20 protein-coding genes and 3 tRNA genes are annotated in these 19,833 nt (G+C 28.1%); 5 read left to right on the top strand and 18 right to left on the bottom strand.

The features are described from left to right. Nucleotides 1-23: 23 nt before the first annotated feature. Both AC5SL8_RS02670 and AC5SL8_RS02665 read left to right on the top strand, forming a co-directional pair. Nucleotides 24-97, top strand: a tRNA-Cys gene (locus tag AC5SL8_RS02670). 50 nt (nt 98-147) lie between these two features. Then, nucleotides 148-223 (top strand) — tRNA-Asn (locus tag AC5SL8_RS02665). A 51-nt stretch (nt 224-274) separates the two neighbouring features. On the opposite strand, the gene AC5SL8_RS02660 is transcribed toward AC5SL8_RS02665, so the two are convergent. The 10 genes from AC5SL8_RS02660 to AC5SL8_RS02615 form a co-directional block, all read right to left on the bottom strand. After that, nucleotides 275-646 carry a helix-turn-helix domain-containing protein gene (locus AC5SL8_RS02660; RefSeq protein ID WP_494580650.1) on the bottom strand — a complete coding sequence of 124 codons (372 nt, stop codon included), beginning with the start codon at nt 644-646 and terminating at the stop codon, nt 275-277. Nucleotides 647-820: 174 nt separating this feature from the next. Beyond that, nucleotides 821-1,555 carry an amino acid ABC transporter ATP-binding protein gene (locus tag AC5SL8_RS02655; protein ID WP_494580648.1) on the bottom strand — a complete coding sequence of 245 codons (735 nt, stop codon included), beginning with the start codon at nt 1,553-1,555 and terminating at the stop codon, nt 821-823. 3 nt (nt 1,556-1,558) lie between these two features. Continuing rightward, nucleotides 1,559-2,839, bottom strand: coding sequence for an amino acid ABC transporter permease (locus AC5SL8_RS02650; RefSeq protein ID WP_494580646.1), 1,281 nt, complete (start codon nt 2,837-2,839; stop codon nt 1,559-1,561). Then, the gene (locus tag AC5SL8_RS02645; RefSeq protein WP_494580644.1) at nt 2,839-3,984 is read right to left on the bottom strand and encodes an amino acid ABC transporter permease; all 1,146 of its coding nucleotides are present in this window, start codon (nt 3,982-3,984) and stop codon (nt 2,839-2,841) included. The genes AC5SL8_RS02650 and AC5SL8_RS02645 overlap by 1 nt, the downstream gene beginning before the upstream one ends. A gap of 65 nt (nt 3,985-4,049) precedes the next feature. Further along, a complete protein-coding gene (locus AC5SL8_RS02640; protein WP_494573745.1) occupies nt 4,050-5,090 on the bottom strand; it encodes an amino acid ABC transporter substrate-binding protein in 1,041 nt (346 codons plus the stop codon). Between the two features lie 148 nt (nt 5,091-5,238). Continuing rightward, nucleotides 5,239-5,315 (bottom strand) — tRNA-Arg (locus AC5SL8_RS02635). A gap of 35 nt (nt 5,316-5,350) precedes the next feature. Further along, nucleotides 5,351-6,616, bottom strand: coding sequence for a TrkH family potassium uptake protein (locus AC5SL8_RS02630; RefSeq protein ID WP_494580642.1), 1,266 nt, complete (start codon nt 6,614-6,616; stop codon nt 5,351-5,353). A gap of 148 nt (nt 6,617-6,764) precedes the next feature. Then, nucleotides 6,765-8,156: a Trk system potassium transporter TrkA gene (trkA, locus tag AC5SL8_RS02625; RefSeq protein ID WP_494580640.1), complete on the bottom strand. Its 1,392-nt coding sequence runs from the start codon at nt 8,154-8,156 to the stop codon at nt 6,765-6,767. Beyond that, the gene (locus tag AC5SL8_RS02620; RefSeq protein ID WP_494580638.1) at nt 8,157-9,512 is read right to left on the bottom strand and encodes a sigma-54-dependent transcriptional regulator; all 1,356 of its coding nucleotides are present in this window, start codon (nt 9,510-9,512) and stop codon (nt 8,157-8,159) included. Beyond that, the gene (locus AC5SL8_RS02615; RefSeq protein WP_494580636.1) at nt 9,512-11,293 is read right to left on the bottom strand and encodes a sensor histidine kinase; all 1,782 of its coding nucleotides are present in this window, start codon (nt 11,291-11,293) and stop codon (nt 9,512-9,514) included. The genes AC5SL8_RS02620 and AC5SL8_RS02615 overlap by 1 nt, the downstream gene beginning before the upstream one ends. A 33-nt stretch (nt 11,294-11,326) precedes the next feature. Between AC5SL8_RS02615 and ispD the strand changes: the two genes are divergently transcribed. From ispD to AC5SL8_RS02600, 3 genes are read left to right on the top strand one after another with little or no spacing between them, the layout of a single operon-like run. Continuing rightward, nucleotides 11,327-12,442, top strand: coding sequence for a 2-C-methyl-D-erythritol 4-phosphate cytidylyltransferase (gene ispD / locus AC5SL8_RS02610; protein WP_494580634.1), 1,116 nt, complete (start codon nt 11,327-11,329; stop codon nt 12,440-12,442). Next, nucleotides 12,435-12,938 carry a phosphatidylglycerophosphatase A family protein gene (locus AC5SL8_RS02605; protein WP_494580632.1) on the top strand — a complete coding sequence of 168 codons (504 nt, stop codon included), beginning with the start codon at nt 12,435-12,437 and terminating at the stop codon, nt 12,936-12,938. The genes ispD and AC5SL8_RS02605 overlap by 8 nt, the downstream gene beginning before the upstream one ends. Continuing rightward, nucleotides 12,938-13,396 (top strand): CinA family protein, encoded by a 459-nt coding sequence (locus AC5SL8_RS02600; protein WP_494580630.1) that lies wholly within the window; start codon nt 12,938-12,940, stop codon nt 13,394-13,396. Before AC5SL8_RS02605 ends, AC5SL8_RS02600 begins: the two co-directional genes overlap by 1 nt. Here the strand turns inward: AC5SL8_RS02600 and AC5SL8_RS02595 are convergent. From AC5SL8_RS02595 to AC5SL8_RS02560, 8 genes are read right to left on the bottom strand one after another with little or no spacing between them, the layout of a single operon-like run. After that, nucleotides 13,393-13,830: a type II toxin-antitoxin system RatA family toxin gene (locus tag AC5SL8_RS02595; protein WP_494580628.1), complete on the bottom strand. Its 438-nt coding sequence runs from the start codon at nt 13,828-13,830 to the stop codon at nt 13,393-13,395. The genes AC5SL8_RS02600 and AC5SL8_RS02595 overlap by 4 nt on opposite strands. After that, nucleotides 13,830-14,756 carry a lipoyl synthase gene (lipA, locus tag AC5SL8_RS02590; RefSeq protein WP_494580626.1) on the bottom strand — a complete coding sequence of 309 codons (927 nt, stop codon included), beginning with the start codon at nt 14,754-14,756 and terminating at the stop codon, nt 13,830-13,832. Before lipA ends, AC5SL8_RS02595 begins: the two co-directional genes overlap by 1 nt. Next, nucleotides 14,746-15,048 (bottom strand): FtsB family cell division protein, encoded by a 303-nt coding sequence (locus tag AC5SL8_RS02585; RefSeq protein WP_271516680.1) that lies wholly within the window; start codon nt 15,046-15,048, stop codon nt 14,746-14,748. Before AC5SL8_RS02585 ends, lipA begins: the two co-directional genes overlap by 11 nt. Next, nucleotides 15,048-16,304 carry a phosphopyruvate hydratase gene (gene eno / locus AC5SL8_RS02580; RefSeq protein ID WP_494580624.1) on the bottom strand — a complete coding sequence of 419 codons (1,257 nt, stop codon included), beginning with the start codon at nt 16,302-16,304 and terminating at the stop codon, nt 15,048-15,050. Before eno ends, AC5SL8_RS02585 begins: the two co-directional genes overlap by 1 nt. Continuing rightward, on the bottom strand, nt 16,305-17,129 hold the full coding sequence (gene kdsA, locus AC5SL8_RS02575) for a 3-deoxy-8-phosphooctulonate synthase (RefSeq protein WP_271516684.1): 825 nt from the start codon (nt 17,127-17,129) through the stop codon (nt 16,305-16,307). It abuts the gene before it with no gap. Further along, nucleotides 17,126-18,742, bottom strand: coding sequence for a CTP synthase (gene pyrG / locus AC5SL8_RS02570; protein ID WP_494580622.1), 1,617 nt, complete (start codon nt 18,740-18,742; stop codon nt 17,126-17,128). Before pyrG ends, kdsA begins: the two co-directional genes overlap by 4 nt. Before the next feature lie 40 nt (nt 18,743-18,782). Further along, the gene (secG, locus tag AC5SL8_RS02565; protein ID WP_494580620.1) at nt 18,783-19,085 is read right to left on the bottom strand and encodes a preprotein translocase subunit SecG; all 303 of its coding nucleotides are present in this window, start codon (nt 19,083-19,085) and stop codon (nt 18,783-18,785) included. Nucleotides 19,086-19,090: 5 nt separating this feature from the next. Continuing rightward, nucleotides 19,091-19,831, bottom strand: coding sequence for a triose-phosphate isomerase (locus AC5SL8_RS02560; protein WP_494580618.1), 741 nt, complete (start codon nt 19,829-19,831; stop codon nt 19,091-19,093). Nucleotides 19,832-19,833: the final 2 nt, after the last annotated feature.

Below are 19,833 nucleotides of genomic sequence, written 5' to 3'. Positions count from 1 at the left end.
TTTGCTTAAAATATAGATACGATGGCAACGTGGCGGAATGGTTACGCAGAGGATTGCAAATCCTTGTATCCCAGTTCGATTCTGGGCGTTGCCTCCAAAAAAAATCTTGTTTTACTTTGAAAAAAAAGTAAGTTGAGTTTTTAATATTCCTCGGTAGCTCAGTTGGTAGAGCAGTTGACTGTTAATCAATTGGTCGCAGGTTCGAGTCCTGCCCGAGGAGCCAATTCAAAAAAAATTTGTTTATTGATCTGTTTTGGGGTCTTATATTATTTATTTATCCAACTTTAGAAATACTTGTACTAGAGGCCTGTAAAGTTTTACTAAACTTCAATTTTTGATCATTATTCAATTCTGAATAAAGCTTAACTAAAAAATTATAGTTTATTTTCAAGTGGCTTTCATTAGACTTTTCAAGACTGCCCAAATATTCTGAAAAGTCTTCAAAAAAATAATTAACTGGAACTTTTAGATAATTTGCTAATTGAAGTAACCTTATAGAGCTAACTCCATTAGTTCCTTTTTCATATTTTTGAATTTGTTGAAATGTAACATTGATTGCTTTTGCTACCTTAGTTTGAGTTAGACCTAAAGCTAATCTTCTAAGCTTTAGTTTATTACCTAAATGTTTGTTAAAATTATCTTCCATTAAGACCCCTCTTAAAAATTTATTTTATAAATTTGTATTGAACAGATTTTTACTAAATAGCGCAATAAAAAAATTTATTATTTTATATAAATTTAAGTAGTATATGGAATTAGTGTCAAGAATATAAAAAATAGATTTATCAAAATTCTTGTTGATAAATCGACAAAAATTGAGCTATAAAATTTGACTTAAAAATAATTTTGTTCGTTCGCTTTTTGGATTTGCAAAAAAATCTTTAGTGGATGCTTTTTCTACAATCATTCCCTCATCCATAAAAATCATTTGGTCAGCAACTTCTTTGGCAAAACCCATTTCATGCGTAACAACTATCATTGTCATACCTTGTTTAGCTAAATTAACCATTACATCTAATACTTCTTTAATCATTTCAGGATCTAAAGCTGAAGTTGGTTCGTCAAACAGCATAATTTTAGGCTCCATACAAAGCGCTCTAGCAATTGCTACTCTTTGTTGTTGACCACCAGAAAGTTGTCCTGGAAATTTTTGAGCTTGATCTAAAATTTGAACTCTTTCTAAGTGCTTTAATGCCAACTCCTCTGCTTCTTTTTTGGGCATTTTTTTCACCCAAATGGGAGCAAGTGTACAATTATCTAAAATTGATAAATGAGGAAAAAGATTAAATTGCTGGAATACCATTCCAACTTCAGCTCTTACCTGTTCAATATTCTTAGTGTCTTCAGAAATTTCAGTTCCATCTACTATAATTGATCCTTTTTGATGCTCTTCTAATCTATTAATACATCTGATTAATGTAGATTTTCCAGAGCCAGATGGACCACAAACAACAATTTTTTGTTTTGGTTTTACTTCAAGATTTATATCTTTTAACACTTGAAAATCACCAAACCATTTATTTACATTATGAATTTGGATAATTGAATCTGACATACTCTATCTATCTGTTTTATATTTTAATTCTAATTTTTGACTATATTTACTCATACTATAACAAATAATCCAGAATATTATTCCAGCAAATACATATCCTTCCATTGAAAATCCTAGCCATTTTGGATTTGTTTTGGCTAAATTCAACATACCAACTACCTCTAAAAGACCTACTACAAAAATTAGTGGTGTATCTTTTACAAGTGCTAAGAATGTATTGGCTATTCCTGGAATTACTAATTTTAAAGCTTGTGGAAGAATAACAAAGATATGAAGTTTCCAATAACCCATACCAAGTGATTTAGCAGCATCATACTGGCCTCTTGGAAGGGCCTGTAATCCACCTCTGATAACTTCAGCTGTATAAGCTGCTTCAAATAAAGTAATGGCTACAACTACTCTAATAAGTTTATCCACATATGTTCCATCAGGTAAAAACATTGGAAACATTACTGCTGACATAAATAAAACTGTTATTAAAGGTACGCCCCTCCAAAATTCAATGAATGAAAGAGATGAATATTTAACAATGGGTAAATCAGATCTCCTACCTAGAGCCAACATCATCCCTATTGGGAAGCAAAAAATTAAAGAGAAGAAAGAAACAATAAAGGTTAAAGATAAACCACCCCACGCACCTGTTTCAACCCACTCAAGTCCAAAAGAACCTCCTGAAATCAAATAATAGATTAAGATAAAGGAAATAATTGGTAATATAAGGGTGTAATAAAGAGAAAGATAATTTCTAAATTTAGCAGGTACAAAAAATCCAGCTGCCATAAAGGCTAATACAGCAACAAATGTTACATTAATTCTCCATTGTTCAGCATTAGGATACATTCCATACATAAATCTATTAAACCAAACTTTAATATAAACCCAGCAAGCGCCACCGTCGGTACACGCTTCTTTAGTATCACCAGAAATATTAGCATCAAAAATGAACCAATTTAATAATGGAGGAAGTGAAAATATAATAAGAAAAATAATACACAAACTTAAAGCAGCATTGAAATTACTTGGGTTAATATTCTTATTAAGGTTATCTAAAACTTTAATACCTGAAAATTCAATTCTAATAAAATGAAGACCAATGACCCCAAAGATTAAAGGGGTAAAAAAATTAATAAACCTAGGTAAAAAAGAGGTAATATTTGTACCTAAAAAATTATTTAAACAAAAATCAAAAATACCTAAGAAAAAAAATAAAGCTCCAATAATTAGAGAGGTATTTCTACTTAATTGGATTTTAGATTTTGGTAAATCAAAATTTTTTGAATTCATTATTTTTCCTTTATCGCTATTCTTTGGTTGTACCAATTCATTAATAATGAAATTGCTATACTAATAGTTAAATATGTGGCCATTGTAATACCAACAATTTCAATTGCTTTTCCTGTTTGCATCATCGCAGTACCCGCAAAAACCAAAACTAGATCTGGATATGCAATTGCAGCAGCTAAAGAAGAATTTTTAGTTAAATTTAAGTATTGATTAGTAGTTGGAGGTATAATTATTCTTAATGCTTGAGGCATAATTACTAATTTCAAAACTTGACTTGGTGTTAAGCCAATTGATGCAGCAGCTTCTTTTTGACCTTTACCAATACCTTGAATACCTGCTCTAACATTTTCCGCTATAAATGTTGCTGTATAGAGTGTTAAAGCTAAAGTTAATGCAATTAGCTCCGGTGGTATACCCATACCCCCATCAAATGTGTAAGAAGATTGAGACATTTTTCTTAGCTCTGGAAAGCTGAAAGATAAATCAACACCACCAACTAAAAATGTTAAAAGCGGCAGTCCTATAAAAATAAGTAATGAAATTATTAAAACTGGTAACTGCTTACCTTCTTGTTCTTGTTTCTTTTTTGCAAATTTTACAAAAAAGAATACTAAAAAAAGCGCAACAACTAATGTTGTTAAAAAAACATCAAAATTTGTCCAAATTGGTGCTGGTGTATATAAACCTTTGATGGTCATGAAAGATGACCCTAATATCATTGTTGCATCTTGAGGCATTGGCAGTGCTCTCAGAGCGGCAAAATACCAAAAGAAAATCTGTAATAATAATGGAACATTTCTAAAAAATTCTATGTAAAAAGAAGAGGTTTTTCTAATCAAATAATTTGGTGACAATCTAGCAACCCCAACAATTATACCTAGTATTGTCGCAAGAATAATTCCAATAAAGGCAACTAATAAAGTATTAAGCAAACCAACAAGATATGCTCTGGCATAAGAGTGTGATCCGTCATAATCAATTAAAGAAAACTGTATATCAAATGAAGCCTCTTGAGTTAAAAAACCAAAACCAAATTCAATACCTCTTGTGCCCATATTCTCTTGAGCATTCATGGTAAAGAAACCAAATACTAAAACTATAAATAATAACGTTAATAGTTGAGGTAAGAATTTTTTTAATTTCATTTGAAGGGTATTATAAAAAAAGGGCTAGATAAATCTAGCCCTTTATGTGTTTTATTAGATATTAATTATCTTGCTGGTGGTACGTATAATATTCCACCTTTAGTCCATAATTGGTTTGGACCTCTATCAGGTAAAATACCAGTATCAGCGATATTTCTCTTGTAGCTTTCACCGTAATTACCAACTTGTTTGATAATTCTTAAGCTCCAATCGTTATCTAAACCAAATGCTGCACCCATTTCACCTTCAGAACCAACAAGTCTTTTGATTTGTGGGTTATCAGAAGTTTTCATCATGTCAGCGTTTGAAGATGTAATACCGTATTCTTCAGCTTCGATCATTACGTTTAGAGACCATCTTACGATGTCTTCCCAAACTGCATCACCTTGACGTACAACAGGTCCTAGAGGCTCTTTAGAAATAGTCTCTGGTAACACGATGTGATCATCAGGGTTAGTCATTTTTGTTCTTTGTGCTGCTAAACCAGACTTGTCAGTTGTGTAAGTATCACATCTTCCTGAGTCATAAGCTGCAACAACTTCATCAGCTTTTTCGAAAGCTACTGGCTCATATGAAATTCCTTTTGAATTAAAGAAGTCTCTCATATTAAGTTCAGTTGTAGTTCCGATGTTAGTACATGCTGAAATTCCATTTTTGAATTGGCTCGTAGAAGTAATTCCTGAGTCTTTTCTTACCATGAAACCTTGGCCATCGTAGAAGTTTACTCCAACGAATGTTAGACCAATGTCAGCATCTCTAGAAAGTGTCCAAGTTGTGTTTCTTGATAAGATATCAATCTCACCAGAAGTTAGAGCTGTAAATCTTTCTTTAGCACTTAGTGGAGTGAACTTAACTTTGTTCGCATCACCTAATACTGCAGCAGCAACTGCTCTACATACATCAACGTCAACACCAGTCCAATTTCCAGCTGCATCAGCATTTGAAAATCCTGGTAGACCTTGAGATACACCACATCTTACAAAACCTTTTTTCTGAGTGTTTTTAAGAGTTTTTGATTTCTTAGCTGCCATTGTTTCAGTTGAAAAAGCAACTAGAACAGCAAATACGGCAACCAAAGAAGTTAATTGTTTTACATATTTAAACATTATTATTCCTCTGTTTTATTTATTTGTTAACAAATAATTCAATAAAATTGAATTGATGCAATTAACCATTTGGTGCAATAAATAACAACCCCTATATCTGGTATTATCAAAAATAAATGCTCAACTAATTGTGGAAAAAAGTAGCTTATGGTGCGCCCTGCACGACTCGAACGTGCGACCCTCGGTTTAGAAAACCGATGCTCTATCCAGCTGAGCTAAGGGCGCAAAAATACTCTAATAAACATACTTATAATACGAATTTAATTTTTAAAAAGGAATTTTTTACAAATTATCAATAAAGTTAATAACTCTAATCTACCAATTACCATGAAAAATATTAGATAATATTTGGTTAAAAAATGAAGATCATAAAAGCTGAAATCAGCTAAACCATACATCGAAGAGTTAACAGTATTCATTAATGTTAATATTGATAACTTAAAAGAATTTTCAAATTCAATATTGCTTGCAGTTAATAAAAAAGTCAAAAATAATAAAGACAAAATAAAGATTATAATTGACAAAAAGTATTTATAAATTTCATCTAGTTGAAAAAACTCTTTAGAAAATAAATGCTTATTTATATAAATATTTTTTGGTCTACTGTAGGAAAGAATTTCGTTGATAGAATATTTAAATAATGAATAAATTTTCAAAAATCTAATTCCTGAACTTGTTGAAAAAAAAGAACCCCCAATAATAACTAAAATTAAAAATAAAAATGATAAGTTTGATGAATTATTATCAAAAGAAAGACCTATATTTGAAACGCTACTGGTTAAAGAAAGAAATAATTCAATAAAATTATTTTCAAAATTTAAAAAAACAAAAAATATTGTTGTTAATATTCCAAAATAAAAAAATAAATGAATATCTTCATTAAAAAAGTTCATATTATGATTTTTTGTAAAAGTTAGATTATAGATTAAAAAGATGCTAAAAAATGATGTTAGCATTAAAATTGATGTTATAATTATTTGAAAATCATTAAGTAAGATACTTGATAGATAATTGTTAGGTAGAAAACCACCAGATGAAATAATTGTCATTGCTAAGTTTAATGAATTAAATAATCTGACTCCAGATAAATTAAGAATAACAAAAATCATCAAAGTGATTAGTGAATATAATAGAAAAATTTTTAAAGATTGTTTTAATATTTCTGCTTTATTAAATGATAGAAAATTAGTTAATGTCTTTTTAAAACTATGATCAAAAATATCTATTAAAAGTATAATAGAAAATAAGAAGTACAAACCTCCTACCCATTGTGAAGAAGATCGCCATAAAATTAGCCCTTGGTCAATATGTTTAATATTATCAAAAATTGTAAAACCAGTAGAAGTAAAACCAGAAATTGACTCAAAATAAGAATCAATGAATGTTAAGTTATAATTGCTAAAATAAAATGGAATAGAAATAATTAATGGTAATAAAAAATATCCAAAGATTATTGTTATTATTTTAGAGTAAATTGTTATTTTATTTTCATTATTTTTATCAATTAAAGAAAAAATTATTGTCAAGAAACCTGATATTATAAAAGTATAAACATAGGTGTTTAAATTAAGATAAAGATTCAAATAATAAGAATAAATTATATTAAAAAAAGAAAGGAATGCTATTAGTCCACAAAAGACACTCAAATAAATGAGTTTAATATAATTCATTTGGTTAAATAGAGCTTATACGAAACATGTTTTCAACAACATGTAAAAAATCTTTTTTTGCTAGTAATACAATTATATCTTCTTTTTTGAAAATAAAATTAGATCTTGGAATAATTACTTCTTTTTCTCTTAAGACTGCTCCAATTCTTATTTCATCAGGCAAATTAGCGTTTTTTAATTCTTTATTAACTAACTCTGAGCTTTCAATAATTTCAGCCTCTATAACTTCATATTCACCATTTAAGATACTGTAGGCATTTTCAACCGTTCCTTTATGAACATGTTTTAATATGCTTGAAACTGTATTCATTCGTGGATCTATAAAATCATCTATTTTTAAAGAAGATTGTAATAAAGCATAATTAGGTTTGTTAATTAATGCCATTGTTCTTTTTTCATTAATATCACTTTTATCATTAGTAAATTTTTCAACTAATACACTAACCATTAAATTATCTTCATCATCATTTGTAAGAGCCAAAACGGTCTGCACCTCTTCTAAATTAGCCTCCATTAGAACTTCTTCATCTAAAGCATCACCATTTATGACAATTGTATTATTGAGTTCACTTGCAATAAATTCTGCTCTTTCTTTATTTTTCTCAATAATTTTTACTCTTGCTGAATCAAAGCTTTCCTCAAGGTTTTTGGCAAGATTAAATCCAATATTTCCACCTCCAATGATTAATATTTTATTTGATATTTTTTCATTATGACCAAACGCTATAAGTGTTTCTTTCATTTGAGATGCGTTTATTACCACGTAAGCTTTATCACCTTTGATTATTTTATCTGTTTTCTTAAGAATAATAAATTTATCATCTCTAACAACCCCCATAATATTAGCATCTAGTTTTGGAAATTTTTTTGTAAGATCGTTAAGTTTGATATTAATAATTGGGCATTTATCGTTAATCAAAATTTCTAGTAACCTAATTTTATTATCTGCAAAAGGCACATTGTCCAATGCTCCCGGAGCCTCAAGTTTTCTTTGTATAGATTTTGCAATTTCAATTTCTGGTGAAATGATAACATCGATTGGTAAATTTTCTTTATTATAAACTCTGGTAAATTTTGGATTTAAGTAATCTTGAGATCTAATTCTTGCAATTTTTTTTTGTACATTAAAAATAGAAAAAGCAATCTGACATATCAACATGTTTATTTCATCATTACGCGTTACAGCTATGATCATGTCAGCTTCTGATGCATTCGCTTTTTCTAAAATCAATGGGTATGTTCCTTTTCCAACTATAGATTTTACATCTAACAAATCATCAATTTTTTGGATATCTTCACTAGACTGATCTATGATCGTTATTGAGTGACCTTGCTCACTTAAAATTTTTGCTATGGTAAAGCCTACTCTACCAGCTCCACAAATTATAATATTCATTTAGTTTAATTCCTTGATCCCCAAGCCTTTAAGTTTTCTATGCAGAGCAGATCTTTCCATTCCAATAAAATCAGCAGTTTTTGATATATTGCCATTAAATTTTTTTAATTGTGTAGTTAAATACTCTTTTTCAAAATTTTCTCTAGCTTCTTTTAATGGTATAGATAAAGAGTTTTCTGATGGTACATTCTTAATATCAGGCGTTTTTAAGGATTCTTTTATGATATTTGAAATTTTTTCAGTACTATCTGGTGAAAGTATTGCTATTCTCTCTATTAAATTTCTTAATTCTCTAACATTCCCTGGCCAATCATAATTAAGTAAATAATTATTATCCGTATCAATACTTAGTTTTTTTAAATTATAATTTGTTGAGATTTTTTCAGAAAAATATTCAACCAACAAAGGTATGTCGGAAACTCTATCTTTTAAAGAATCAATATTAATTTCAAATACATTTAGACGATGATATAAATCTTCTCTAAAATTACCGTTTTGTATTTCTTGTTTTATATCTTTGCTAGATGAACATATAATTCTCACATCAACATTAATATCATGATTGCCATTAATTCTCTTAAATTTTTGATCTATTAAAACTCTTAAAATTTTAGATTGAGTATCAAGTGGGATTTCAGAAATTTCATCTATTAAAAGTATACCCTTTGATGATTTCTCTAAAGCACCATAAGTTATAGAGCCATTATCTTTTTCTTCACCAAATAATTCTAATTCATATTTTTTAATATCAAGTAATGCTCCATTCAGAATAACAAAAGGACCCTTCTGTCTTTTGGACTCTTTATGTATTTTTCTCGCAATCAATTCTTTACCAGAGCCTGTAGGTCCATTAATGAAAATTCTACTTTCAGAAACTGATATTTTATTTATTTGATCTTTAATTTTTTTAATATTGTCACTAACACCAATTAATTCATAGGAATAAAAAAGTTTACTTTCAAATTCTTTATTTTTATTTCTAAGATTTAAGTTTTCAACAGCCCTATTAATAAAATTTAATAATCTCTCTTGATTAAAAGGTTTTTCAATAAATTCGAAAGCACCAGCTTTTAAAGCTTTGATCGCCATTTCAACATTTGCATGCCCTGTAATTATTATAACTGGAATATTTTTATCTTTAGTTTTAATATGTGATAAAAGTTCTAAACCATCATTGTCACCCTTGTCTAACTTAACATCTATAATTGCAACATCTGGGAGTTTTTTATCAATCTCATTTAATGCTTGATTATAGTTTGCAGCCAATCTAGTTTTATAACCAGCTTCTAGAATTAGATCGTTAATAATGTTTCTAATATCCGCATTATCATCAATAATTAATATTTCAGTACTCATTATTTTTTAAATATAATTTCAATTTTGGCACCATTTTCAAGTGATATAAAATTTATTTTACCATTATGATCATTTATTATTTTATTAACAATAGACAAACCTAAGCCAGTACCTTTTTTTTTCGTTGTAAAGTAAGGATTTAAAATATCATTTAAATTGTCAGCAAATATTCCAAACCCTAATCCATTATCAATAATACTAAAATTAATTTTTTCTTCATTATCATTTAAATAAATGTCAATTTTTCCAATCAAATCAATATTATTAATCTTTTTTTCCTGTATGCTTTCTATGGAATTTTTAATCAAATTGAAGAATACTCTACTTAGTTGTTCATTATCAGAATTTAACAATATGTCAGCTTTGCTTGCCTTAAAATCTATAATAATTTTGTCATCCAATTCATTTATTAATTTAATATTATCTTTTATTAAAGAAACTAGGTTGTTATCTTTAAGAATTGGTTTTGGCATTCTTGCAAAATCTGAAAATTCATTAACTAAATTTTCTATTTGATTAATTTGTTTTCCAATAATCAATAAACTTTTAGAAAAGTCTTCTTTTTCATGATCAGCTACTTTTTCTGAATATTTACTTTTTAATCTATCAATCGTTAATTGAATAGGTGTAAGAGGGTTTTTAATTTCATGAGCCAATTTTCTAGCTAAGTTTTCCCAAGCTTCATGTCTTTCTTTAATTATAAGTTTTTCTTGTTGTGATTTTAGTTGATCTATCATTAAATTAAAATTTTGATTTAATAATTCCATATCTTTATCAGTTTTAATTTCTGGTACTTTAATATCAAGATTGCCTTCTCCGATATTAGAAGATGCTATAATCAAATTATTAATAGATCTAAAGAATCTTGATGAAAATCTTATAGCAATTGATATTGATAAGAATAATAATAATGAGACTATAACAAGATAAATAAATACAAATGATACCTTAATTCCAGTTTGTTTGTTTAAAACTGTGTAGTAAAAATTAAGTGCTTCTTGCGACTCAAGTAAATATTGTGAAATTTTTTTATCTAAATATTTAATTATATACAAATACTTTCCGTCAAAATTTTCAAGTTTTATGATTGATGCTGTTTGATTTTTAAAAGCATTAATAATCTTAAGTGGTCTTTTATCATTTCGAACCATATCTAATGCATCACTTAAAGGTGGTGTATACAAAGTCATATCTTCTAAAGTTGATAGATATAAGTTTCCATTACCATCAATGATATGAACCTCATCCATACCTCTAATTAATTTTTGAGTATTTAGAAAACTTTTAAATTGATTAATGTTTGTGTTTAAAAAATTAATACTTTTGTTTAAATCAAATGCAATTAAAATTATCTCTGATTGAGTTTTAGTTCTAACTTCTTCAGTATAACTTTTTGCGATTTCATAAGAGTTATTAACTGCTGTTGTAATTTTTTTATCCAAATATTTATCAAGAGCAAAAGAAAGTAGAAATAATGAAAATAAAGAAATTAAAATTGAAGGAATTAAAGTAAATAATGCAAAAAATGTTATATATTTTCTATTGGCTTTAGAACCACTTACATCAACATCTATCTTTAAAGAATTTCTTACTTCTGAAAATATCATAAAGAACAGAAGTATTAATAATGCAATATTTCCAATTAATAATAGCTGGAGATTATCATCAGATAATTTTAAAAAACTTTTATCAATAAACGTTAAAAAGGTTACAAAACCTACAAATAAAGTGATTAAAAATATCACAATGATAAATATATTTTTTTTTATAAAATCAATCATTGTGGACAAAATAATGTGTTATATATTTTTATCATGAATAGTTGCTTTATAATACTTGCTGGAGGCGAAAGTAAAAGATTTAATTCAAATATTCCAAAACCATATGTAGATTATAAAGGTAAGCCTTTATTATTACATTCAATTGATAAAGCTAAGGTATTTAATAAGTTTAATAAAATTATTCTTGTAATTAATAAAAAACATAAAAATTATATCAAAAAACTTAATATCAAAAATATCAAAATTATTAATGGCGGTAAAACTAGAGCAGAGTCTGCTTATATGGCCCTAAAAAGTATTAAAAAAAATAATTTTAAACACGTAATAATTCATGATGCTGCAAGACCAAATTTTTCTCTAAAACTTTTAAAGAAACTAATGGATGGATTAAAAAAAAATGACTGCGTAATTCCTGCTATTCAAACATCAGATTCGATTAAGGAAAAAACTTTAAATATTGTTAAAAACTTAAAAAGAGAGGATGTTTATTTAATACAAACCCCTCAAGCATTTAACTATAAAAAACTTTTTGCACTTCAAAATAATAAAAGTGAAGATGTTACTGATGATGCCAACTTATTTGTAAGAGCTGGTAAAAAAATAAAGATTATTAAAGGCGAGCTTACCAATAATAAAATTACAATAAACAAAGATATTAAATTAAACAATTTAGTAAAATTTGGACTTGGTTTTGATGTTCATAGATTGGTTCCTAAAAAAAAACTTTATTTAGGTGGAATTAAAATACCCTCATCTGTTGGTACATTAGGTCATTCAGATGGAGATCCTGTGTTACATGCAATAACTGATGCAATTCTTGGAGCTTGTTCTATGGGTGATATCGGTGAAAAATTTTCAGATAAGAATAAGAAATTTAAAAATATTAGATCGACAATTCTATTAAGTGAAATAATTAAGCAAACTGTAAAAAAAGGCTACTTAATCAATAATCTTGATATAAATATAATTACTCAAAAACCTAAAATTCAAAAATATAAAAAACAAATACTAAACTGTATTGCAAAAATTTGTAATATCTCCCCAAGTCAAATTAATATAAAAGGCAAAACAACTGAAAAGTTAGGTGTAATTGGTAAAGAAAAAGCTATAGCTTGTGAAGTAATAGCTTCAGTTATTAAAAATGATTAAAACTTTTAACTCATTATTTGTTACTATGTTTGGTCTTGGCAAAATTAGATATATGCCTGGAACATTTGGGTCACTGGCGACTGTAATTATTCTTTATTATCTATTCCACACTCTAAATATTTCACCAAATATAATTTTATATGGTTTGATAATAATATTTATTTACTCATTTTATGCTGTTTCAAATCATATAGAAAATAGTGAAAATAAGGATCCAGGTGAAATTATTATAGATGAATTTTTAGGTCAATCGATACCCATATATCTTTATGAGATATCTCATGGAACAACAAAAGATGATGGTGAAGCTATCGTTTATTATGCTCTATTTTTTATTCTTTTTAGATATTTTGATATCATAAAACCATTTCCTGTAAACTTTTTTGATAAAAACTTTAAAAATAGTTTTGGTGTAATAATGGATGATATTTGTGCTGGATTTTATGTTGTGTTAACACTTGTGTGTTTCATGATTATTAAAAGTTATGTTTTGTAATGAAAAATTTAGTAAAAATATTAACTAAAAAAAAATTAAAGATTGCTTTTGCTGAGTCTTGTACGGGTGGTATGCTTGCATCAGAAATAACATCCGTAAGTGGAGCCTCAAAAGTATTTGGTATAGGTCTTGTCACTTATTCAAATCAAGCAAAAATAACTGTTTTAAAAGTAAATAAAAGCATTATTCAAAAATATGGAGCTGTTAGCCCTCAATGTTGTAAGGCTATGGTTAAAAATTTATCAAAAATTTCTAAAGCACAAATTAATGTTTCAATTACAGGAGTTGCAGGTCCAAATGGTGGAACTAAGAAAAAACCTGTTGGACTAGTTTATATTGGAATAAAAAAAAATAATAAAATATTTATTACTAAAAATGTATTTAAAGAAAAAAGTAGAAAAGCTATCCAAAAATCTACAATTAAGGAAACTTTTAAAATTATAAAATCACTAATTTAGAGATTTTCTGCCTTTTTTTGAAATGCATCAGCTATTTTGTTTAAGCCAAATTGGAAAGATTTTTCCATAATTAAATTTAAAAACTTATTTTTTATTTCAAAATCAACATCAAATTGAACTTCAGTGTAGTTTTCTTTTTGTATAAATTTCCAGTTATTTTCAAGATGATTTAAAGGACCACCAATATTAGTTACATGTATTGAGTCATTTTTTTTATCATAACGAACATCACTTTTATAAGTATCTACAAAAGGTTTTTTACCAATAGTAAGATCTGCAATAATTAACATCTCGTCTTGTTTATCTTCTTTTTCATAGACTTTTGAGTCCAAACAAAAAGGTATAAATTCTGGATATTTTTCGATGTCTAAAACAAAATCAATTAATTTTTGTTTTTCACGAGCTATCTGCCTAGTTACTGAGGCTTTGGGCATTAATGTTTATTTAATCTATTTTGTTGAAGTTTAGCAAAGTCTTCATCAGCATGATAAGAAGATCTTGTTAGTGGTGAAGAAGAGACTAATAAAAAACCTTTAGATTTTGCGATATTTTCTAAATCCTTAAATTCATCTGGATGATAATATCTCTCAAGCGGATGGTGTTTTACTGAGGGTTGTAAATATTGCCCAATTGTTAAAAAGTCTACATCAGCAGACCTTAGGTCATCCATTACCTGAATTAATTCATCTTTACTCTCTCCTAAACCAACCATTAGACCTGATTTAGTAAAAATTTTTTTATTAATTTTCTTTACATTCTTTAAAAGTTCCAATGAACCAAAATATCTCGCACCTGGTCTAACTTTTAAATAAAGTCTTGGAACTGTTTCAATGTTATGATTAAAAACATCTAAGTCTGCTTCTAAAATTTTTTTATAAGAATCCCCTTTTCTTAAAAAATCTGGGGTTAAAACTTCGATTGAAGTATTTGGATTTTTTTTTCTTGTAGCTGTAATTACATCAAAAAAATGATTGGAACCTCCATCATCTAAATCGTCTCTATCAACAGAAGTTATTACAACATGCTTAAGATTAAGTTTGTGAACTGCATTTGAAATTTTGTAAGCCTCAAATGGATCTAAGTTTTCAGGCTTTCCTGTTTTAACATCACAGAAAGCACATGCTCTAGTGCAAGTATCGCCCATAATCATAAATGTAGCATGTCGCTTACTCCAACATTCAGTAATATTTGGACAATTAGCTTCCTGACAAACTGTTACTAAATTATTTTGATTAACAATAGTCTTAGTTAAGAAGAATTCTTTGCTGTTAGTTAATTTAGACCTTATCCAATCAGGTTTTTTTTTAATTGGATTTACTGGTTTGTTAACTTTTTCTGGGTGTCTTGGTTTAATTGTCATTCTTTTTAATTATATAGAGGGTCTCACCTTCTTTTCCAAATAAAAACTTTTCACGTAATAGTGTTTCAACGTAATCTAAATCAAGATTTTCACTTAATAAAGAATTCTTGAACTCTAAATCTTTAATTTTATTTCTTAAATCTGCTTCTTCTTTTGTTAAATTCAATAAAATTTCTTTTTTTTTAAAGTATGAAAAAAGACCTCTTTCCCCATCGAGTAAATTAAAAAAGAAATAGAGTATTAAAAAAGTAGAGATTAATAAAAAATAATTTTTCTTAATTTTACTCAACATTAATGAATCTTATTCATTTTTACTTTTTTACCAAGCTGTTCTTCTATACGTAATAGTTGATTATATTTTGCAACTCTTTCAGATCTTGTAAGAGAACCAGTTTTAATTTGATTGGAATTAGTTCCAACAGCAAGGTCGGCAATAAAAGTATCTTCACTATCTCCAGATCGATGAGATATAATTGTTTTGTAGCCAATGATTTGAGCAAATTTTATAACCTCAAGTGTTTCAGAAACAGTGCCAATTTGGTTTAACTTAATAAGAATTGAATTTGATGAATTATTAAGAAAACCTTTTTTAAGTCTCTCTAAATTTGTAACATAAAGATCATCACCTACAATTTGAACATTCTTTGTAGATTTCATTAAATTACTCCATGAAGTCCAATCATTTTCAGCAAAAGGGTCTTCAATTGATTTTATCTTATATTTATTTATAATTTTTAGATATTTGTTAATTGTCTGATCTACTGAAATAAATTTTTTTGAATGAATTGAATATTTTTTACTTTTAAATAGCTCATTAGCCGCAACATCTAAACAAATTGAAACATCTTTACCATTTTTAAAGCCTGCAGCTTTTATTGCTGATACAATTAAGTCTAAAGCTTTTTCATTGCTATCAATCATGGGTGCAAAACCACCTTCATCGCCAACAGATGTTGACAGCTTCTTTTTTTTAATAAGTTTTCTTAAACTGCTTATTACTAAAAAACAAATTCTCATTGCTTCAGAAAAATTTTTGGCTTTATCTGGTCTGATCATAAATTCTTGGATTCTCAAACCATTATTTGCATGAGCCCCACCATTAATAATATTCATTAGTGGATAAGGTAAACTAAAATTATTCTTAACTAAAAAAGTTTTAAATAATGGTGTTTTTTTAATTTTTGCTGATAGTTTTTTTGCAGCCATTGATACAGCAAGTATAGCGTTAGCTCCTAAATTTGTTTTTTGTCTTGTGCCATCAAGATTAATTAATATTGTGTCTATACGAATTTGATCATGAATATTAATACCTTTTAGCTTTTTAGAAATTTTAGTATTAATTACATCAATTGCATTAAAAACACTTTTACCAAGATATCTTTTGTTATTTTTGTCTCTTTTTTCAAATGCCTCATATGTTCCTGTAGAGGCACCTGAAGGACAAATAGCTGATGCACTTTGATTCTTAGAATAAACTTCAGCTTCAATAGTAGGATTACCACGACTGTCAAATACTTGACGAGCTCTAATCTTAAAAATCTTACTCATCTATTTTTTTATTAAATTATCGATTTCAAATAGTTGGGATAATAGATTTTCTAATTTATCTAAAGGTACCATATTTGGTCCATCAGACGGTGCGTTGTCTGGATCTTGGTGAGTTTCAATAAATACTCCAGCGACACCTACTGCAACTGCAGCCCTTGCAAGATATTCAACAAATTCTCTTTGACCACCACTAGTTTCTCCTAACCCTCCAGGTTGTTGTACTGAATGTGTAGCATCAAAAATAACTGGATAACCATTTTTTGCCATTATTGGTAAAGATCTCATATCAGAAACAAGTGTGTTGTATCCAAAACTCGCACCTCTTTCAGTTACCAGGATATTTTCATTCCCAGAGTCTGATATTTTTTTGGTTACATTAACCATGTCCCAAGGTGCAAGAAATTGACCTTTTTTAACATTTATAATCTTTCCAGTTTTTGCTGCGGCAACCAACAAATCTGTCTGTCTGCATAAAAAAGCTGGAATTTGCAATATATCTGCATGGCTTGCAACAACTGAACATTGTTCAATATTATGGATGTCAGTTAAAATTGGTACATCTAACTCTTTTTTAATTTTGTCAAAAATTGGTAAAGATTGTTCAAGACCTGCCCCTCTCTTTCCTTTTAGACTTGTTCTGTTTGCTTTATCAAAAGAGGTTTTATAAATAAAACCCATCTTAAATTTAGAGGTAATCTCTTTAATCTTTCCAGCCATATCCATGGCATGTTGCTCTGTCTCAAGTTGGCAAGGTCCAGCTATAATACAAATCTTATTATTATTAGCAATTTCAATATTTCCACAATTAACTTTTATATTTTTCATTTATATTTTTTTGCAGCTCTAATAAAAGAAGAGAATAAAGGATGAGGATCTAAAGGTCTAGATTTAAATTCAGGATGAAACTGAACTCCTATAAACCAAGGGTGATTTTTGAGTTCGATAATCTCTGGAAGCTTTTTATCTGGGGATAAACCTGAAAATATTAACCCTTTCTTCTCAAATTTTTCTTTATATGAAATATCCACTTCGTATCTATGTCTATGTCTTTCTTTAATTAATCTAGATTTATAAATATCTCTAATTTTAGATTTCTCTTTTAAAATTGCATCGTAAGAACCAAGCCTCATAGTTCCACCAAGATCTTTATCTGTGCCTTTAACTTTTCCTCCACTTTTTTCCCACTCATGCATTAAGCCAATTAAGTGAACTCCTTTTTTATCAAATTCAGAAGAGGTTGCTTTTTTAATCTTTAATTGATTCCTTGCAAACTCTATAATTGCCATTTGCATACCATAACAAATTCCAAGAAAAGGAATTTTATTTATCCTTGCATATTTAATGGCCTCAATTTTTCCCTCTGTTCCTCTTTTACCAAAACCTCCTGGAATTAAAATTCCCGAAACATTTTTTAGTTTCTCTTTAATTTGTGAAACTTTTAGTTGTTCAGAATCAATTCTTACTAAATTAACTTTAAGATTATTAGTAATGCCTCCATGAGTAAGTGCTTCATCTAAAGATTTATAAGCATCTTTTAATTCAACGTATTTTCCAATAATTGCAATATCAACTTGTCTCTTTGTGTTTAGGGTAACTTTAGTTATTTTTTTCCATGGTACTAAATTATTAGATCTTTTAGATTTTAGTTTAAAATGATTTAAAACCTGAACATCTAATTTTTCTTTTGCAAAACTAATTGGTGCTTCGTAAATTGTTTTTACATCAACGGTTTCAATTACATTTCTAATATCAACATTACAGAACAAGGATATTTTTTTTCTGTGCTCTAAAGGGATAGGTCTTTCTGATCTACAAATTATTATATCAGGTTGAATACCAATACTTCTTAATTCTTTTACAGAGTGTTGAGTTGGTTTTGTTTTAATTTCGTCTGATGCTTTTAAATAAGGCACTAGAGTTAAATGAATAAATAATGAATTTTTCTTACCAACATCGTTAGAAAATTGTCTTATAGCTTCTACAAATGGAAGGCTTTCAATATCACCTACAATGCCTCCTATTTCACAAATTACAAAATCTTCTTTGGTAGTGTCATATTTAATAAACTCTTTAATTCTATCAGTGATGTGGGGAATAACCTGAACAGTTTTTCCAAGATACTGTCCTTTTCTTTCCTTTTTAAGAACATCACTATAAATTTTTCCAGTTGTAATATTGTCTGTTTTCTTTGCAGTTACTCCAGAAAATCTCTCATAATGACCTAAATCTAAATCAGTTTCAGCACCATCATCTGTTACAAACACTTCCCCATGTTGAAACGGACTCATTGTTCCTGGATCTACATTTAAATATGGGTCTAATTTTCTTAAACGAACTTTGTAACCTCTAGATTGTAATAAATAAGCGAGAGATGCAGAAGAGAGACCTTTACCAAGAGAGGAAACCACGCCGCCAGTGACAAATATAAATCGCGCCATGGAATTATCTTATAGCGATTATTTTATTAATTGAAAAGACTTAATTGTTATTTTCTGGAATCGACGGTGTATCATCGGATTTTTCCTCAATTACATCTAGTACAGAAGATGTTGGGGTTAGCTCACCCCGAGATATAATAGTAAGTAAGAGGCTACAAACTATAAAAAGAGTCGCAACAATTGCTGTTGCTTTGCTCATGAAATTACCTGCAGATCTTGAAAGCATAAAATTATCTTGAGACATTCCAATACCTAAAGCTCCACCCTCTGATTTTTGAGTAAGTATTAAAAGAACCAGAATAAAAGCTAGTATAAGATTTACTACTAGAAGAATATTTTCCATTGCGTTTAACTATACGTTTTTTTAACTATATCAATAAATTTTTTAGCACTTTGTGATGCTCCACCAACTAAAAAACCATCAAGATTATTAACTTTTTTAAGATTAATAATATTCTTAGGATTTACAGAGCCACCATATAAAACTCTTAGAGGCTTATCTCTAAATTTATTCTTAATAAACTTAATTGTATCAAAAAGATCCTTGTGAGTTGGAATAACTCCACTTCCTATAGACCAAACAGGTTCATAGGCAATAAATATGTTTGCTTTGTTTTTAATATTTTTTAATCCAAAATGAATTTGTTTAGATAAAGTTGATTTTGTTTTTTTTTGTTTTTTTTCTTTTAAGGTTTCACCAATACAAAAAATGACTTTTAATTTTGATTTAAGAGCACTTTTAATTTTAAGATTGATAACTTTATCAGTCTCACCCTCAGCTCTATTTTCGGAATGACCAATGATTACAAATTGTGCACCAATATTTTTTAACATATGTGAATTGATAGAGCCTGTATAAGGTCCATAATCATCACCTTCATGACAATTTTGACCACCAATACCTATTTGACAATTTTTGAATTTTTTTGAAAATGCATCAATCAAAGTAAAGGGAGGACAATAGATCAATCTACCTTTCTTGATATCTTTTGATTTTGAAAATTTAATAACTTTATTCAATGAATTTAGTGAAGATAGGCTTCCATACATTTTCCAGTTAGCTACAAAATACATATATTTATTTGTCATTA

Source organism: Candidatus Pelagibacter sp. PS_41 (assembly GCF_059417725.1).
This window is presented reverse-complemented; position numbering and strand designations above follow the sequence as displayed.